Here is a 16,497-nt window from a genome sequence, read left to right on the forward strand (position 1 = left end):
ATTACTCATCCTCTTCTACTCATTAATTTATTTTTCGTTTTGGGGTTGTGGCACGTTCCTTATCTTTCCTGATTTGGGACGTTTTCATACGCTTTTTACCTTCTCTGCATATGTCCAGCAATGGACAGACATGACATTGAGGGTTTTGTGCCTTGCAATGGTAGCGTCCAAAAAATATGAACCGATGATGAGTTAAAGTCCACTCATCCCGGGGTACGCGCTTCATCAGTTTTTTCTCGACTTCAAGTACGGAGTCATCCCAACCTGCTAGTGCCAGCCTTTTGGATACACGTTCAACATGCGTATCCACCGCAATTGCCGGGACTCCAAATGCATTGGATACAACGACATTTGCAGTTTTCCGCCCGACACCAGGGAGCGTCACAAGCTGATCATGTTCCTGCGGTACATCACCGCCATACTGCTCTATTAAAATTCGGCACATGTTCTGAATATGCTTGGCCTTGTTTCGGTACAAACCGATACGCCGGATATCCTGTTCCAGTTCTTCGAGCGGAACAGACAGATAATCGGCAGGACTGGTGTACTTTTTGAACAAGTCTGCGGTTACCTTGTTTACCGTTTCGTCGGTGCACTGGGCAGACAATAGGACGGCTACAGTCAATTCAAACGCATTGCTGTGATTTAATTCGCAATGTGCATCAGGAAACATCGCTTCCATTGTATCGAGTATATGCCTATCAGTGGCTGCATTCATGAAGAGCTACCTCCCACAAAATGACTCCACGCCGTGGAGCCTTACTTCGAAGCTTCTTTCGAGTACTTTGCGGGGACCCCAAAAATCTTGCAAAAAAAACGTCCTGATACGGGAAAGATCCCGCATCAAGACGGTCATTCTTTTGATCCTCGAAAAGAAACGATTACTGTTTTTGGATCTCCAGTACAACGTTGTTCAGGAGATACAATACAATATTATCATTATCTTTGAGAGATTGCACGCTTAAAGTGTTGTCACCCTGGTGAACAAATGCGCCTGTACCCAGTGCAAAACGATAATTCGTGTCAGATGTGGACTCACGTTTAACCAAAATTTGGTTACCTACTCCATCATAAGACCAGAACTGTTTGCTCATGACCGTCAACACTCTGAAACGGGTGGAATTATCCGTATCCTTCGTCATTTCAACACGATCACCTACAGTAAGACTGCCAAGAGTGGTTAACGTAGATCCCGATTTGACCACTTTTACAGAACCACTAACAGGAACCGTCTCACTTTGACCATTGAACAGTTTCAGTGTAACTGACGAAGCGTCAACAGATGTAACCTCCGCAAGCGTACGTTTAACGACTTGAACCGCTTTAGGCGTAGTTCCCTCAAATGTAACATTAATCAGGTTGCCCGCTGTCAATTGTGACGCCGTAATAGTCTGACCACTTTCTCCTGTCAAAACCGCTTGATCGACATAAAACTGACTTGTCAGCGAATCCGATTTCACACGAACACGTCCATTGGTCTCTACAGAGACTACTTCAAATTGAGCCACGGTGTTCAAAGCCACTTTCTGCACATAGTCCTGATTCGAACCCAGTGTAACTGTGACACTATCACCGATCTTCAGATCACTCAGACTTGCCCCAGATTTGTTGTAGATCTCGATTGTTGGAACCGTAGAGTACGGCACCGTAATCGTTTGGTTTCCAGACAACAAACTGATTTTTCTGCCCGAAGTATCAATGCTGCTGATTGTGCCTTCGTATTTGTAGATCACTTTAACGGATAACGCACGAGTTCCCACATACGTCAGATCCAATTTGCGACCATCATTTAACAAAGACTCCAATCCAGCAAGTGTAGGCTTCGTTGTGTTGTAGTCCAGCTTCGTTTTGTCATCCAGCGTGAACACAAACGGTTTTTTATTGCTGTCCAGAACCGTCAATACTTTTGTTTTACTGTTGTAAGATACAACAGATACGCCGTTCATCGGCTCCATTTGACGTCCTACCACTTGAATGCGTGTCACGCGATCTTCAGAGTTTAGCGTAAGCTCAACCTGATCTCCATTGGTTGCGTCCGTAATCAGATCATTCAGCGTTGCATCCTGGATTCCGTTAATGACAACTTCCGGCTTTTCTGCAAGCAGCTTCGCTTCCAGCGATCCACCTTCACGTTTAAACGTCAGTGTGGATTGGTTACCACCGATCTCCACTAGTGTACCGCGTAAAGACTGCTCTACACCTTGCGATAATTCAATCGTTTGCAGGATGCTGTCTTTCACCGTATACTTCACTGCACTTCCCGCTTTGAGCTCAGCCAGGGAAAGGATTCGGTCCTGGTAACGAATGATTAGATTATCATTATAGGTGTATTGCTCTGTAGTTCCGGCTGCATTGGTAAGCTTAATCGTTTTGGCAGAATTCGTTACTTCAGCAACGACACCACTATCACTTTTATTGACAATACCGGACTTCACACGAATAACAACAGTCTTTTTGTCAGCCGAGAACGTCTCACGTTGTACTTCAATGGTGCTGTCTGCTGTAATATCAGACAGTTTGATTGCATTTCCGTTTTGATCGATAAATGCTGTTGCCTCATCATAGCCGTACGTTTCATAATTCTCGCCTACAAACAAGCCAATTTTATTACCTGATAATGAACGAGCAAAAGTACCTTCAACGCTTTCTACCTGCGGTGTAGCATCAACCACTTCTACATAGGAAGCCGTACCGGTAGTACCTACAACCTGAACTTTTGTATACAGCTTCACATCCGCAGACGATGCACGGGATTCACTGTCTTTTGTAAAGTAAGGCGTACTGCTATTCACTGCGAAGTTAACAGCTTTTCCGTCCACAACAAGTGTAATCTGCCCATCTTTTAATCCTGTTACATAACCTGTGGATGTGTTCGCATACTTCGTATCCGTTAACGTTTCGCCACGGCTAAAGAATGTAGCAAGTTGGGCACGAGTTACAGAGCCCGTTGGATTAAACTTGTTGCCTTCTACACCTTTGGCCAGATCCAAACTTACAGCCAGATTGATGTACCCTTTGCCACTTTCGGAAATGCTATCATTATCAGCAAATCCGGTAGATTGATTATTTTGTGCCTTCGCTTCAGCATCTTTGTTCAACGAACGGATCAACAATTTTGTAATCCATTCACGTGATGCCTGTTTCTGCCCCCAGGATGTTTTGGACACATCCACTGTAGATTCTTCCGTTTTATCAATCAGTCCCAGTTGAAGCGCCAAAGCGACATATGGCTTGAAATAGTTTCCCACTTCCATATTTGTCGGTAATGCCGTAGCCGTGCTGTCGTTCAACTGGTTCTCCTTGTTCATAAAACGGATCGCCATCGTCACAGCTTCCTGCTGCGTTACCGCGTCTCCCGGACGGAACAAGCCGTTGTTACCGAGAAGAATGCCTTGATAGGCCAGTTTGTACACATGTTTCTCAGCCCAATATCCGACCTTGATATCACTGAACAAACCGGTTGGTGCAGCTGTATTGCTTACAGTTGCAGTCTGGCCTTGCCCCGTATCTGTTGATTCTGCTGCCATGGCAGCTCCGCCGGTGCTAAGGGCCATCATGCCTGCAAGCACGGCTGAAACTACTTTTTTAGAGTGTGATGGATTGTTATATTTAAAAGTCACCTGTGATTCCCCTCTCTCATGTAAAACGGCCGATATTCCGCAGATTCACGGTAAAACAACATGCTGTACAACCTATTCGGATCGTGTCATTGGATGCTCCAGATCCACATGGCCCATCAAACTCTCGGATTGCTGGCCATCTACCAGCAGATCAAGTGATTTGACTTCATCAAACTGGAAAAATGTTTGCTTCAAAGCATCAATGGCAAACACTTCGCCACCTGCACCAAGACGTGCTGTATCCGGCATGTGGATATCCAGGGTAAGCGCACCGTCTTTGAACTGAACAGATTTTAATTCAATTTCTTTCGCCCAAAGCGGAACGAGTTTGTCGTCCTTGCTTTGTTGCAGCGCTGCAAATGCTGCCTTGTATTTGGCATCATCTGTAGCGTAAGAAATATCTGCCGATGCTTTGTGCAATTCCAACTCTTCCAGATCTGTGTAGTACACATCAATGGTCTTCTTCTCATTGCTTTCGGAAGTTCCAGGCTTCTCCGAAGTAGTTCCACCCGATGGAGTCGTTGTACCCTCCGTACTGCCTTCTGTGGTACCCGGTGTCGTTGTCGTTGTATCCTCCGGATCCACGGTTACAGGTTCAGTAATATCCGTCTCATTCTGATCCTCAGACGCATTATTCTCCGTTCCCGCACCTTGAGTCTGATTTGGAGCTGGAGCAGCTGTTGGCTTGCTTCCACATCCAGCAGCAACTGTCATAACCGTTACCAGCAGCGCTGCAATCCATAATTTTTTGTTCATTCTAACTCCGCCTCCTGATCATAAGGGTTAACCCTTATTTAATTCCCAGATACTCCTTGATCCCCGCAACAATCCCTTTGGCTACACTGTTCTGGAAACTTTCAGTGAACAATGCGGCTTCATCGCTCTTGTTGCTCAGGAAACCGGCTTCCAGCAAAACAGCCGGCATCGTTGTTTCACGGGTTACGTGGAGACTTGCCGTTTTTACTCCGCGGTCCTTCAGGCCAGATGATTGCAAGAGATACTTGTGCATCACCGTAGCCAATGCCTTGCTATTCGAACGGGTGTAATACGTCTCCACACCGTTTGCCGCTGCAGACCCGCTGTTCGCATGAATGGAAATAAAGATATCCGCCTTCAATTTTTCAGCGATCTTTACTCGTTCACTCAAAGCCAAAAATGTATCATCGCTGCGCGTCAGCACAACGTCAATGTTAGATTCTTTTTTCAGCAATGCTTCCACTTTCAGAGCCATTGCCAGATTGAAGTCTTTTTCCTTCTTGCCGGTTACACCGATGGCTCCCGGGTCCTGATTACCATGACCAGCGTCTACAACAACAACTTTTTTGCCGTTGTTTCCAACAGGAGGCTGCGGTGTTGTAGTGCCTTCTTTGTTCAGATCAATCATAACCAGACCGGAGTCACTTTGCACGTCATAACCTTTGGCATTGCTCAGATCAATGACAAAACGAAGAGTAGAAGGATTATTGCTGTACAAGGAATAACGAATCTTCGACACATCCGGATATCCACTCACTACAAGCTGTCCATTCTGGTTGCTGTCCAAAGCTTGTCCTTCACTAAAAGAGTCAGCAAATGCGGTATTTGGCAAGTCTATAACGATTCGATCCGGTCCTGTCATCGTGAAGACGTTCGGCTTCGTATTTCCGCTTGTTGCAATCAAAAAGCGGTTGTCACTGAAGCTGATGCCGTTCACCAGTACAAGACCATCCTGATCCGATCCTCCACCTTCATTACCAGAGTTCGGAGGAGTGGTTGTCCCGTTTCCGGAACCTGAATTCTGGGTAACTAATGTTACCGTCTTCGTTGTATTGTTCCAACCCACCTTAAGACCCATTTGCTCACTAATAAACCTTAAAGGCACAAGTGTGGTTCCATTTTTCACGAGTGGCGGGGCATCCAGGTTCACGTTACTGCCGTTCACCGTTGCCGTCTTCTGTCCAACAATCATCTGCATGGCAGTGTTGTCTTTGCTAATAGTCACGGTGCTTGTTGCCTGTTTCCAATCCACACCATATCCCAGGCTCTCCGAAATAACCCGAATCGGAACCATCACTTTGCTATTGATGATTTCCGCTTTGGCATCCGAAGGCTGCACAATTTCTTTCCCATCTAGGATAATGTGCGTATCTGCTGCTGCATGACTATAGCCCGGGAAAACGAGCCCAAAGACAAATAACAGTACCAAAAAACCGAACTTCTTCATCCTTCACCCCTACCATTCTCATATTTTTTTGCCGCATGTTGTGAACCTTCAGCTTCGACTGACCACTGAGGCATTACCAGACACCTATTAGACGCCTCGTACTCTCAAAAGTTGCGAATATATTCCAACATAACAGAAAAAAAACGTTGTCAAATCAAGCTTTTTCTACATTTTATTGTCTGTATTTTTCCTTAATTATCAATTATGCATCTCGAAACAACGCACTACCCTGACCTTCATATTTGCGCACAACCCACATTAAAGACCCAAATATTCTACAATTCCGTCTACGATGGCCTGTGCACATTTGTTCTGATAATCTTCAGTCAGCATCATTGCTTCATCAGCTGGATTACTTAGAAATCCGAGTTCAAGCAGAACTGCGGGCATCGTTGTTTCACGGGTTACATGCAGACTTGCCGTTTTGACTCCCCGATCCTTAAATCCCGTAATCTGCAACACATGCTTGTGCAAAATGTCGGCTAAATCCTTGCTATCTTTACGACTGTACAACGTTTCAATTCCATTAGGAACAGGAGTTGTAAACTTGTTTCCATGGATCGACACAAAAATATCCGCCTGATTCAGTTGTGCAATATCTACACGCTGTTGCAGGGATAATTCCGTATCATCCTGTCTTGTAATCACCGTCTGAATCTCCGTATGTTGTTGCAGAAGTGCCTGAACTTTGAGCCCCACAGCCAAATTAAAGTCCTTCTCATAGGCGCCTGTCACACTGACGGCCCCCGACTGTCGTCCACCATGTCCTGGATCAATAATGACAACCTTTTTGCCATCATTGGTTGGCACAGCAGGCTGACTTGTTGGTTCTCCATTACTCGCCGCAAGGTCAACAAGCAACACGTTGTTCTCGCCCAGTGACCATTTGGCAGTCGCCAACTGACTCAGATCAAGGACCACACGCACTGTTGAAGGCGTTTGGCTGAACATTGCATATCGCACCTTGGAAACCAGCGATGAATCCGTAACCAGAATAGTTCCGCTGCCATCCGGATTGGAGGCCTGTCCCTGGATGAACTCCTTGGCAAATGTGGTGCCGGGCAGATCTACGATGATACGATCAGGTCCGCTGAGACTGGAAACCTTCGGTGTGATTTTCCCGTTCGTCGCCAAGATCAGACGATCCCCACCGAAGCTGATACTTTGAAGCTCAGACAAACCTTCCGGTTCAGGAGCTTCCACCGGGTCATTTTCATTTTCGGTACCTGCTACAGGAGGAATGCTAAATAGGCTTACTGTCTTGGTTCCATTGTCCCATCCCACACGAAGACCCATGCCTTCACCGACAAAACGTAACGGAACCAGGGTAGTCCCCTGTTTAATTAGAGGCGGAGAATCGAGACTCACCCGATTTCCATTCACGGTGGCCGCATCTTCGCCTGCCGTCATCTGGATACTGCTGTTACCTTTGAGAATACGAACAGTCTGAGTGGCTTTCTCCCATTTCACCTGATAACCGAGGTTTTCAGAGACAATCCGAATGGGCACCATCACGGTTTTGCCAGTATTTTCGGCCGGAGCCCCCGACTGCTGATTAATGGTCACACCGTCCAGCACAATCGAGGGAGACGAATCGGCATTTGCCATGACAGGAAATAAACACAGGAACAGAAAAACAAAGACTGCTGCCGACCATTTCTTCATACATCAACCACCATTCTGTTTGTCTTTTGAACCTTCGACCTGATTCGCTGTGATGCAACACTCGACTCTATCTACTCTTCCATAATCTACTAATCAGTTTATCAGATATTGTCACTTCATCCGGTTACAACGTTGTCATATTTAGTCGGAATACCCTGCAATTCGAAGACATAATTGCATCATTGCCAAATGCAAAAAAACCTCCAATTCGAACAAGGAACGGTGAAGTTCCCTGCACGATTGGAGGTTTGATATACGAACTACAGATGAAAGATTAGACTGAGGCCGTTTGTCCAAACAATTTAGCCGAGTGGCGCTCTTCATAAGCTGTAATTTCATCATCATGCTGGAGTGTCAGGCCGATATCATCCAGTCCCTGCAACAGGAACTGACGACGGTGTTCATCCAGATCAAAATCGATATGCAGTCCGTATGCATCTGTAATCGTTTTGTTTTCCAGATTCACATTCATCTCATAACCTTCATGTGTCGCTGTACGCTGGAACAGATCTTCAACCTGCTCTTCCGACAGTTTGATCGGCAAGATCCCGTTCTTGAAACAGTTATTATAGAAGATATCTGCATACGATGGTGCAATTACACAACGGAATCCGTAGTCCATTATCGCCCATGGTGCGTGCTCACGAGAAGATCCACAACCAAAGTTTGCGCGTGAGATCAGAATGGATGCCCCTTCGTAGCGAGGTTTATTCATTTCAAAAGTAGGATTGTTGTTACCCTCTTCGTCAAAACGCCATTCGTAGAACAAAAATTGTCCAAATCCGGTCCGTTCAATCCGTTTCAAAAATTGTTTCGGAATGATTGCATCTGTATCTACATTGACCCGGTCTACCGGTGCAACGATGCCTTGCAGTGTTTTGAATTCTTCCATATCATTCGTTCTCCCTTCAATCCGTTCGTTGTTAGATAGCTGCTCCCGTTTTGAAATTCCAGTCACGTACGTCAACGAAGTGTCCCTTAACTGCTGCTGCAGCCGCCATTGCAGGAGATACGAGGTGAGTACGTCCTCCGCGTCCCTGACGTCCTTCGAAATTACGGTTGGATGTCGAAGCACAACGTTGTCCTGGTTGCAATACATCCGGGTTCATTGCCAGACACATACTGCATCCTGCATCACGCCATTCAAATCCAGCCTCAGTAAAGACTTTATCCAGACCTTCTTTTTCCGCCTGAATTTTAACACGTCCCGAGCCTGGAACAACGATCGCTGTAACATTACTGGATACGGTGTGACCTTTGGCTACCTGTGCAGCAGCACGCAAATCTTCAATCCGTCCATTGGTGCATGAACCGATAAATACATAATCAACCGGAATTTCGGAGATCGGTGTTCCAGGTTCCAAGCCCATATATTCAAGCGCTTTTTCAGCTGCTTTACGTTCGTTTTCAGTTGGCAGTTCAGCCGGAACAGGAACTTTCGAAGAAATGTCGGTTCCCATACCTGGGCTAGTACCCCAAGTCACTTGCGGAATCAATGTTTCCACATCGATTTCAACCACATGGTCGAATTCAGCACCTTCGTCGGTTACAAGCTCTTTCCAGGCAGCAACCGCTTCATCGAATTTGCCATCGGCAGGTACGTATTCACGTCCACGCAGATATTCAAATGTCGTTTCATCCGGAGCAATCATGCCCGCTCTTGCTCCACCCTCGATGGACATGTTGCACACAGTCATACGCTCTTCCATGCTCAGTTCACGGATCGATTCACCTGTATATTCAATAACATATCCAGTAGCAAAGTCTGTACCGTATTTGGCGATAACTGCGAGAATCATATCCTTCGCCGTTACACCCGGGTTACGTTTGCCGACAAAACGAACTTCCATTGTTTTGGCTTTGGCCTGCTGCAAACATTGGGTTGCCATAACATGCTCTACTTCACTCGTTCCGATCCCGAATGCGAGTGCGCCAAATGCACCGTGTGTGGACGTGTGGCTGTCACCACATACAATCGTTTTACCTGGATGAGTCAAACCGAGCTCAGGGCCCATAACGTGTACGACACCTTGATCGATTGTATCCAGGTCATACAGTTTTACGCCGAATTCACGGCAGTTTTGTGAAAGTGTGTCGATTTGTTGTTTGGAGATTGGATCCGTAATGTTGAAACGATCCTTCGTTGGAACGTTGTGATCCATTGTTGCGAACGTCAGCTCAGGGCGACGGACTTTACGGCCGCTCAGACGCAGACCTTCAAACGCCTGTGGGGATGTTACTTCATGCACCAGATGCAGATCGATATACAAAATGCTTGGTTTGCCTTCTTCCTGATGAATCACGTGGTTTTCCCAAATTTTCTCAAACATCGTTTTTTTACTCATCATTTTCACCTCATCATAAGTTCGGTCCTTGGAAGAGCCTCATACGTTCCTCTAAAAGTGAAGCTCTTGAATGACATAAATATATCACCCTGTCCTTCATTGTTCCAAGATATAATATCTATAGATGTAATAGGTTTAACCTATAATGAGAGAAAAGCAAAATAAACCACTGCTATATGCAGAGGTTTAAATTGATAACAATTATCATTATCATATAAGTCTTATACTACGTTCCAGCTTCTTCGCTGTCAATGCTTTTTATATAAAATAGAAAAAAGCAGTCCTGAATTCAGAACTGCTATGACTAAATCTCATCTGCTCAAAACAATCCCCGTCCACACTCAGTACAAACGACATATAAATAACTTAATGAAACAAATGAGACAACCAAATCAGCGGATTGATCCCTGCCCTAACATCCCATTAATGAAAGGTATGTGTGAATCAATAACTAGCTACCTCCGGTATTCCCCACATCTATCCATTCATTGCATTCCTGCCTCTGCTGGAAGTGAATTACTTCTTATCCCCACTGCTTTAATAACGAAATTGTAGACTTTTGAAGAATCTATGCCGTTTAATGTATAGCTGTAACTCGTCTGACCGCTTACCGCCGGCACATACACGCTCCAATTCGTGCTGACTTTATCATTCTTCTCGTAAATTCGGTAACCTCGCACCGGCTCAGAGCTAGTTGCTGGCGCTTTCCACGAAAGAACTGCACGGTTCGCTGACTGTCTGACTGCGCTTGGATTTTCGACTGTGCCGGGTTTGACATCAGTCCGTTTAATACTGTAAGCATCATAGACGGCAAGGGGTTTATCTTTAACTGCTGTGTAGGATGTAACTTTTAGCACATCGCTTGTAATGGAAACATCCAAGAACATTTTCTTGTTGGGCTGATCGTTTTTTGCTGCAAAAAACATGTCTGCGTCTGGATTAAGAGCATAGAATTTCGAAGCGGCCGAGTTGCCCATTAGATATACGGTCCCTTTGGGATTCAGTACATTTCCTTGCTCATCGGTAATGACATTCTTAATCGGAACGTTATTCAGCATTTGAAAAGATCTCATATACATATGGTCATGTCCCTCAAACACCATATCCACACCCAGCTCATCAAATACAGGAATCAGATATTTCCGGTAAAATTCTACCCGTTCGCTTTCTGCCGAAGCATTATCCCCTGAAGAATAAGCTCCCTTATGCATAGAGACGAATTTCCACTTCTTGTCGGTCTTTGCCACCTGATTCCGCATCCATTCCAATTGCTTCGTGAACTGAATATCTGCTTTGTACGGCTTGACCTCTCCTTCGTACTGGGAATTGATTTGCATAAACAGGGCATCGCCGTATTCGAAAGCATACACCGACCCGTCATGAGCACCAGTCCCCACATCTTTTGGAAGATTAAAATGGTTATAAAAATTATTATTCGGATAATCCTCGATCTCATGGTTGCCGATTATCGGGGCAAATGGCACATTGGCAAATTCTTTTTTCGGCACACCCAAGAACCACTGCCACAGCTGCTCCAGATCACCGTCATCCGTTAGATCCCCTGTAAGAAGAACAAACTTGGGATCTACCGTTTTCTCAATAGCTCTCTTAAAAGTATCCTGCCACAGATCGAAATTGGATTTACTTGAGCCTTGGGTATCTGTTACATAGAGGAAATGGAAATCCTGATTATCCGCCTTGTCTGTGGTAAAAGAACCCGTCTCGCTCCAGCCGTCCGCATCACCGTTACCGGCGCGATACATATACTTGGTTCCAGGCATAAGACCGGTTGCAATAACCTTGTGGCTGGCGAACTTCTTATACTTCTTGGAACTTCTGTCTCCTGACGTCATTAAGGTTTCAATAACTGTTGAACTACCCTCATACGAAGTTGCCAGTTGTTCCGGGAACTCGATTCCTCCAGCATTCGAGGCCTCCACTACTTGCACTACTGTACTTCTTACGGTTTCGGCCGTATACCAGTCAAAGGCGATACTTGTCTTTGGATCCCCATTAAAAGTCATATTCAGCAGCGTTGGTGTTTTGTTGCCGGTATCTGGAGACTTCGTCTTAAAGCTCCAAGTAATATCGTTGTCCGGTGTCCGGCCGTCCCCAGTCCCCTTAACAAGTTCTTTAGGGATGGTCACCTTGTAAGTTTTGCCGGCAGTAAAATTAGGATGGCTGACTTTAACCGTGTCTTGACCGAGGAGCGAGGCAGAGATGTTGGTAAGAGGGACATTGTTTTCCGTGATTACAACTTGATGACCACTAACGAGACTAATGGCTTTATTAAACTTCACTGTAATCTCTGCGTTAAGGGAAACATCTGCCGCCCCTGAAGCGGGAGTTTTATTTACCTCAAGTGTGGGAGTGTTCCCTGGTTCGCCGCTGATGCGTGTTCCTTTAATTACCACATCTTTGATTCTGCTTGAGCCTGAGCTGGACACCGTTCCCCCGCTTACGCTTTTCGCAGAGTTTACCACCCAGCGGATATAGAGTACATCTTGATTTTTTGTTTCCGCAGGCAATGCGAGGTTCGTTAATTTGCAGGAATTATTGGAACAATTAAAACTGTTCTGGGCGAGAACAATTTTGCCGCCCGAAATATCTGTCCATTCCTGCTGATTTGTACTGTATTGCACCTTAAAATCCCTAGGTCCTGTGCTTGAAGAAGTTTGCTGCGAAGAGAGGACGATACCTTGGAAGCCTTTGGTCGAAAGCGTGGCAAACCAGTATTTAATGCCCGTTCCTTCATGCCAGCCCTGGTTGCGTACGCTGTTCTCACCTGACTCATAGGTGTATGCATCCGTATTTGTTCCTACATCACGAATGGATGAAGCCGTTTGATATACCCCGCCGGTAGCCGGGAATACTCCGTTCTCACCTTTGTCTTTAAAAATCCACTGGGCAATCGTTTCCTGAACTGCAGTTGCTTCACTTGCAAGATCTTCCTCATTTCCTTCCCTTCCTGCTGAGACAAAACCGGTCAACTCCATGGCAAGCAGCAAACCTATAGCCATTAGACTGATTACCTTGGAAAATCTGCTCTTGAGATAAGATTGGTTGTTGTCCATTCGGCCCATCTCCCTCCTGTTATTTAAGTTCCCAGTTGGTGACTTGAAGTACTGCCGAATCTGCGCTTTTCAGGTCTGTCTCTCCCATGTTCAGCAAATTGCTCCACTGCTTCACACGATTCTTCCCGTTAGGCGGAGAGTTGTAGTCATTAGTATCCACAATCTTGGTCCGTTCTTTATAGAATTTGGTCATGAAAGTCTTCTCATCCGTGCTGCTTCCTGATTTACCCAAAAGCCCTTGAAGGGTCTCAGAGCCGCCGGTAGCTCCATGGTTCAGCGCTGCGTCCACGAAGGAACCAATCGTTAATGCCGAGTTAAAGCCGCGTTTGCGGGCCTGATCCACACTGTACTTAATATAGACATTGTAGAACGTTTTCCACATAGCCTCTCTCCACTCGGGATCATTTTGCAAATTGCCGATCTTTTTGCAGAAACTCTTTTCGCTTTCATTGATTTCGAGGATCTTCCCTTTCATCGAACCCTTGACACCGATCCGGGCCAATGCTCCCTTAACCGAAGGATTACTCGCGCCTTTGGCAGCGTCATATTCCTTGAACAGATCCGGACCGTCGGGACCAGTATCATTGGAGCCGCCTGTAGTCGCACCGAATATTCCAATCGTGTACCCGCGGTTATCATCAATATCTTCACAATATCCGTAAAACTTGGTCCAGTTCAGATCGTCCTGCTCCGGTTTGTTGACAAGCATCATAATATTGTTCCACTGCTCACCATCCAGACCTGTGTTGACACGCAAGAATTGAAGTGTTGCCGGTGAGAAATTAGAATTAGGGTTCCCTGCCGCATAACTTTTCTGTTGAGACGCATTGGACAGAGAGCCATAAGAAAAAATCATTGAAAAACTGAGCAGGATCATCAATGAAAATTTCATCTTCTTGAAAACCTTACTGTTCGTTGAATTAAGCACCGCAATCTCTCCCTTAGTTAAATAGTATAAGCGCTTTAACTTTTAGCAGCAGAAACTCTATACCCAAACCTATCCAAGCATGACACCCCTCCTTTTTTTTCAACGATTGGTAAATTCCATTCAAGCTTATCTCAAAAAATTTATCTATACAGCACGTATTTTCTTGTAATTATTAAATTTTAATACATATATTGCTATCAACCTTAGATCAAGTCTACAATCCTCTTAGGAGGTGCTGAATGAAGCCGGTATTTTATGAGTCTACTCTTTTTGACATTAGCCGCAAGAAACAGGTATACACCAGCATGCCTTCAAGACACTATCATGATGCATATGAGATTCTGTATTTAATATCCGGGGATTTTTATTATTATATAGGGGACAGAACCTACCAGGTTGCGGGCGGAACACTGCTATTTATGGATATTCACGAAAGGCACAAACTGGTTAATTCCGGCTGCAATATGTATGAACGAGTTACACTGCTATTTAAGAAAGAATTCCTGCAGCATTTCTGCACTCGCGGTCAATGTGAGGAACTGCTCGAATTGTTCAAAAGTGATTACCGTGCTTTGAAGATGACCGGAAAGGATCAGCATTTCATCGAACAGCTTTTTCAGAAGATGATCCAGGAAGGGAAAAAGCAAGCCCGCGGATATGAACAGTACCAACAAATATTATTGGTAGAGTTGCTCCTCTATCTTAATCGTAAACTATTTGACAGCCTTGTAGCTCCATTGGAATCCAATCGTACACACAAGAAAGTCCTGGACATCGTTAATTATGTAAATCAACATTATATGGAACCGCTTAAGCTCTGTGAGATTTCGCGGCAATTCGACATAAGCTCTTCCTACCTTTGCCGAACTTTTAAAGAATCCACCGGGTTCAGCTTCGTTGAATATATCAATAACATCCGTATTAAAGAAGCGCGTGATTTGCTGGTTGGCTCTTCTTTTAATGTTACTGAAATTGCGGGAATGGTTGGGTTTGATAACACCTCCCATTTTGGAAGAACCTTCAAAATAATGATGGGCATCTCGCCGCTCTGCTTCCGCAAACAATTTAAGTCTTAATAGCAAAATCACTGAAATACTCATCATTAGAGTCAGATAACGATAGAATATTAACATTCCGGTTAGTGAGATCACCTCATATACTCATTCGTCAATCATTAAACGTTATCACAAACAGTGTATCAACTCTTTTAAGCAGTTTAAGCGTTTCAGTTAAACTAATCATTTCTTATTTGTAGTGATATAATGATGGCATAACGAAAGGAATGACGTGTGGATATGGAATTCAGACAACTTCAATATACGCTGCAAATCGCGGCAGAGCGGAACTTCTCCCGGGCAGCCGAGAAGCTGCACATTGCCCAGCCTTCTTTAAGTCAGCAGCTATCCAAACTCGAAAAGGAACTGGGTGTACTGTTATTCCAGCGTAATACCAGCACCGTGGAGTTGACTCATGCAGGGGTGACTTTTGTAGAGCAAGCTCAGAAAATTATTGATGCGGTCGAGCTGCTCAGACAAGAAATGTCGGACATTTCCCAGCTTCGTAAAGGTAAAGTCGTTGTAGGCAGCATGCCGATTACTGGCTCGCACCTGCTTCCGCATGTGCTTCCCGCATTTCAGCAGGCTTATCCCGAGATTGAAGTAACCTTGCTGGAAGACTCCGGGCTGACGCTTGAAAAGTTGACGGCCAGTGGAAAGGCTGACTTAAGCCTGCTCTCCCTCCCATTGCAGGAGCCAAGCCTATCTTATGTAACGATTGGTGAAGAGCGAATTGATCTGGCTGTTCCCCCAAATCACCCTCTGGCACGCAGAGGAGATCCGGAACATCCGGTTCCAGTACGGATGGAAGAGCTTCGCGATGAACCCTTTGTTGTACTGAAGAAAGGACAGGGCTTCCGCAAACTTACATTTGATCTGTGTGAGGAAGCCGGATTTGACCCCAATGTGGTGTTTGAGAGTACGAACATCGAGACGGTGCAGTCACTGGTAGCTACAGGTATGGGGATTACGCTGGTTCCGCGCTTTATTGCCCGCGCGCCCCGCAGTGAATTTGTTCCTGTTTATGTACCGCTGGCCGAGCCAACCCCCAGTCGTACCCTTGTAGTTGCATACCGCCAAGGACGGGTTCTCTCCAAAGCCGCGGAGGCATTCATCCATACGTTTCAACAAACCGTTGCAGAGCTCTCTCAAGGAGAATAATCGGACGATCAGCGTATTAGCCCCGCCATACATGGTAATAAAATAAACAAAGGCTTGACCCATAAGGGCCAAGCCTTTGTTCTATACTCGTCTCCCGCATCCGCAGGATAAAGTTCTTACATGGTATTAGCAGTACATCGTTACAGTACAATGTTGCTGATATCATCATTGAATTGTTAACGTAGAAACGTACATATGAGAATTTCAAGTTTGGCGGTTTATTTTCGCAAATTACGTTCACTTGTCAGCCTGTTCTGCTGATTCACAAGGCGGCCTTCGTCCTGAACAGATTGTTCAGGGGGTGATAGCCCTCCTGCCCCATTCTCTAAGAATGGCCTCAAGTGATCTACCCTAGTGTTTTCCTGTTCCAGTCTCCTGAGCGTATCTTTCACATGGTTGTCCATTGATTGATCATCCTCCTTGGTGACGGGATAGTTATCATTACC

General features: G+C 45.3%; 11 protein-coding genes. 2 read left to right on the forward strand and 9 right to left on the reverse strand.

Going from position 1 to position 16,497, the window contains the following annotated elements:
• Positions 1-22 precede the first annotated feature (22 nt).
• The 9 genes from nth to AC3ITG_RS20380 form a co-directional block, all read right to left on the reverse strand.
• Positions 23-718, reverse strand: coding sequence for an endonuclease III (nth, locus tag AC3ITG_RS20340; protein WP_489251186.1), 696 nt, complete (start codon positions 716-718; stop codon positions 23-25).
• 163 nt (positions 719-881) lie between these two features.
• Positions 882-3,620, reverse strand: coding sequence for an S-layer homology domain-containing protein (locus tag AC3ITG_RS20345; protein WP_489251187.1), 2,739 nt, complete (start codon positions 3,618-3,620; stop codon positions 882-884).
• Positions 3,621-3,692: 72 nt separating this feature from the next.
• Entirely contained in the window at positions 3,693-4,376 is a 684-nt protein-coding gene (locus AC3ITG_RS20350; protein WP_413372285.1) for a GerMN domain-containing protein, read from the reverse strand.
• Positions 4,377-4,410: 34 nt separating this feature from the next.
• Entirely contained in the window at positions 4,411-5,823 is a 1,413-nt protein-coding gene (locus AC3ITG_RS20355; RefSeq protein WP_489251188.1) for an N-acetylmuramoyl-L-alanine amidase family protein, read from the reverse strand.
• 258 nt (positions 5,824-6,081) lie between these two features.
• The gene (locus AC3ITG_RS20360) at positions 6,082-7,488 is read right to left on the reverse strand and encodes an N-acetylmuramoyl-L-alanine amidase family protein (RefSeq protein ID WP_489251189.1); all 1,407 of its coding nucleotides are present in this window, start codon (positions 7,486-7,488) and stop codon (positions 6,082-6,084) included.
• Positions 7,489-7,762: 274 nt separating this feature from the next.
• The gene (gene leuD, locus AC3ITG_RS20365) at positions 7,763-8,380 is read right to left on the reverse strand and encodes a 3-isopropylmalate dehydratase small subunit (RefSeq protein ID WP_489251190.1); all 618 of its coding nucleotides are present in this window, start codon (positions 8,378-8,380) and stop codon (positions 7,763-7,765) included.
• Between the two features lie 31 nt (positions 8,381-8,411).
• Positions 8,412-9,833, reverse strand: a complete 1,422-nt coding sequence (gene leuC / locus AC3ITG_RS20370) for a 3-isopropylmalate dehydratase large subunit (protein WP_489254505.1) — start codon at positions 9,831-9,833, stop codon at positions 8,412-8,414.
• A 485-nt stretch (positions 9,834-10,318) separates the two neighbouring features.
• Positions 10,319-12,907, reverse strand: coding sequence for a metallophosphoesterase (locus tag AC3ITG_RS20375; RefSeq protein WP_489251191.1), 2,589 nt, complete (start codon positions 12,905-12,907; stop codon positions 10,319-10,321).
• A gap of 19 nt (positions 12,908-12,926) precedes the next feature.
• Positions 12,927-13,799, reverse strand: a complete 873-nt coding sequence (locus AC3ITG_RS20380) for a chitosanase (protein ID WP_413379733.1) — start codon at positions 13,797-13,799, stop codon at positions 12,927-12,929.
• A gap of 275 nt (positions 13,800-14,074) precedes the next feature.
• On the opposite strand from AC3ITG_RS20380, the gene AC3ITG_RS20385 reads away from it, so the two are divergent.
• On the forward strand, positions 14,075-14,911 hold the full coding sequence (locus tag AC3ITG_RS20385) for a helix-turn-helix domain-containing protein (protein WP_489251192.1): 837 nt from the start codon (positions 14,075-14,077) through the stop codon (positions 14,909-14,911).
• Between the two features lie 219 nt (positions 14,912-15,130).
• Positions 15,131-16,051 carry a LysR family transcriptional regulator gene (locus AC3ITG_RS20390; RefSeq protein WP_064636917.1) on the forward strand — a complete coding sequence of 307 codons (921 nt, stop codon included), beginning with the start codon at positions 15,131-15,133 and terminating at the stop codon, positions 16,049-16,051.
• The last annotated feature ends 446 nt before the right edge of the window (positions 16,052-16,497 follow it).

This window comes from Paenibacillus sp. GL_099_B, from assembly GCF_057835695.1.

What these genes read in the sequence shown, in the direction of transcription:
- AC3ITG_RS20350 (WP_413372285.1), bottom strand. Translation starts at nt 4,376, where the DNA reads ATGAACAAAAAATTATGGATTGCAGCGCTGCTGGTAACGGTTATGACA.
- AC3ITG_RS20355 (WP_489251188.1), bottom strand. Translation starts at nt 5,823, where the DNA reads ATGAAGAAGTTCGGTTTTTTGGTACTGTTATTTGTCTTTGGGCTCGTT.
- leuC (WP_489254505.1), bottom strand. Translation starts at nt 9,833, where the DNA reads ATGAGTAAAAAAACGATGTTTGAGAAAATTTGGGAAAACCACGTGATT.
- AC3ITG_RS20380 (WP_413379733.1), bottom strand. Translation starts at nt 13,799, where the DNA reads ATGAAATTTTCATTGATGATCCTGCTCAGTTTTTCAATGATTTTTTCT.
- AC3ITG_RS20390 (WP_064636917.1), top strand. Translation starts at nt 15,131, where the DNA reads ATGGAATTCAGACAACTTCAATATACGCTGCAAATCGCGGCAGAGCGG.
- AC3ITG_RS20385 (WP_489251192.1), top strand. Translation starts at nt 14,075, where the DNA reads ATGAAGCCGGTATTTTATGAGTCTACTCTTTTTGACATTAGCCGCAAG.
- AC3ITG_RS20375 (WP_489251191.1), bottom strand. Translation starts at nt 12,907, where the DNA reads ATGGACAACAACCAATCTTATCTCAAGAGCAGATTTTCCAAGGTAATC.
- AC3ITG_RS20360 (WP_489251189.1), bottom strand. Translation starts at nt 7,488, where the DNA reads ATGAAGAAATGGTCGGCAGCAGTCTTTGTTTTTCTGTTCCTGTGTTTA.
- nth (WP_489251186.1), bottom strand. Translation starts at nt 718, where the DNA reads ATGAATGCAGCCACTGATAGGCATATACTCGATACAATGGAAGCGATG.
- leuD (WP_489251190.1), bottom strand. Translation starts at nt 8,380, where the DNA reads ATGGAAGAATTCAAAACACTGCAAGGCATCGTTGCACCGGTAGACCGG.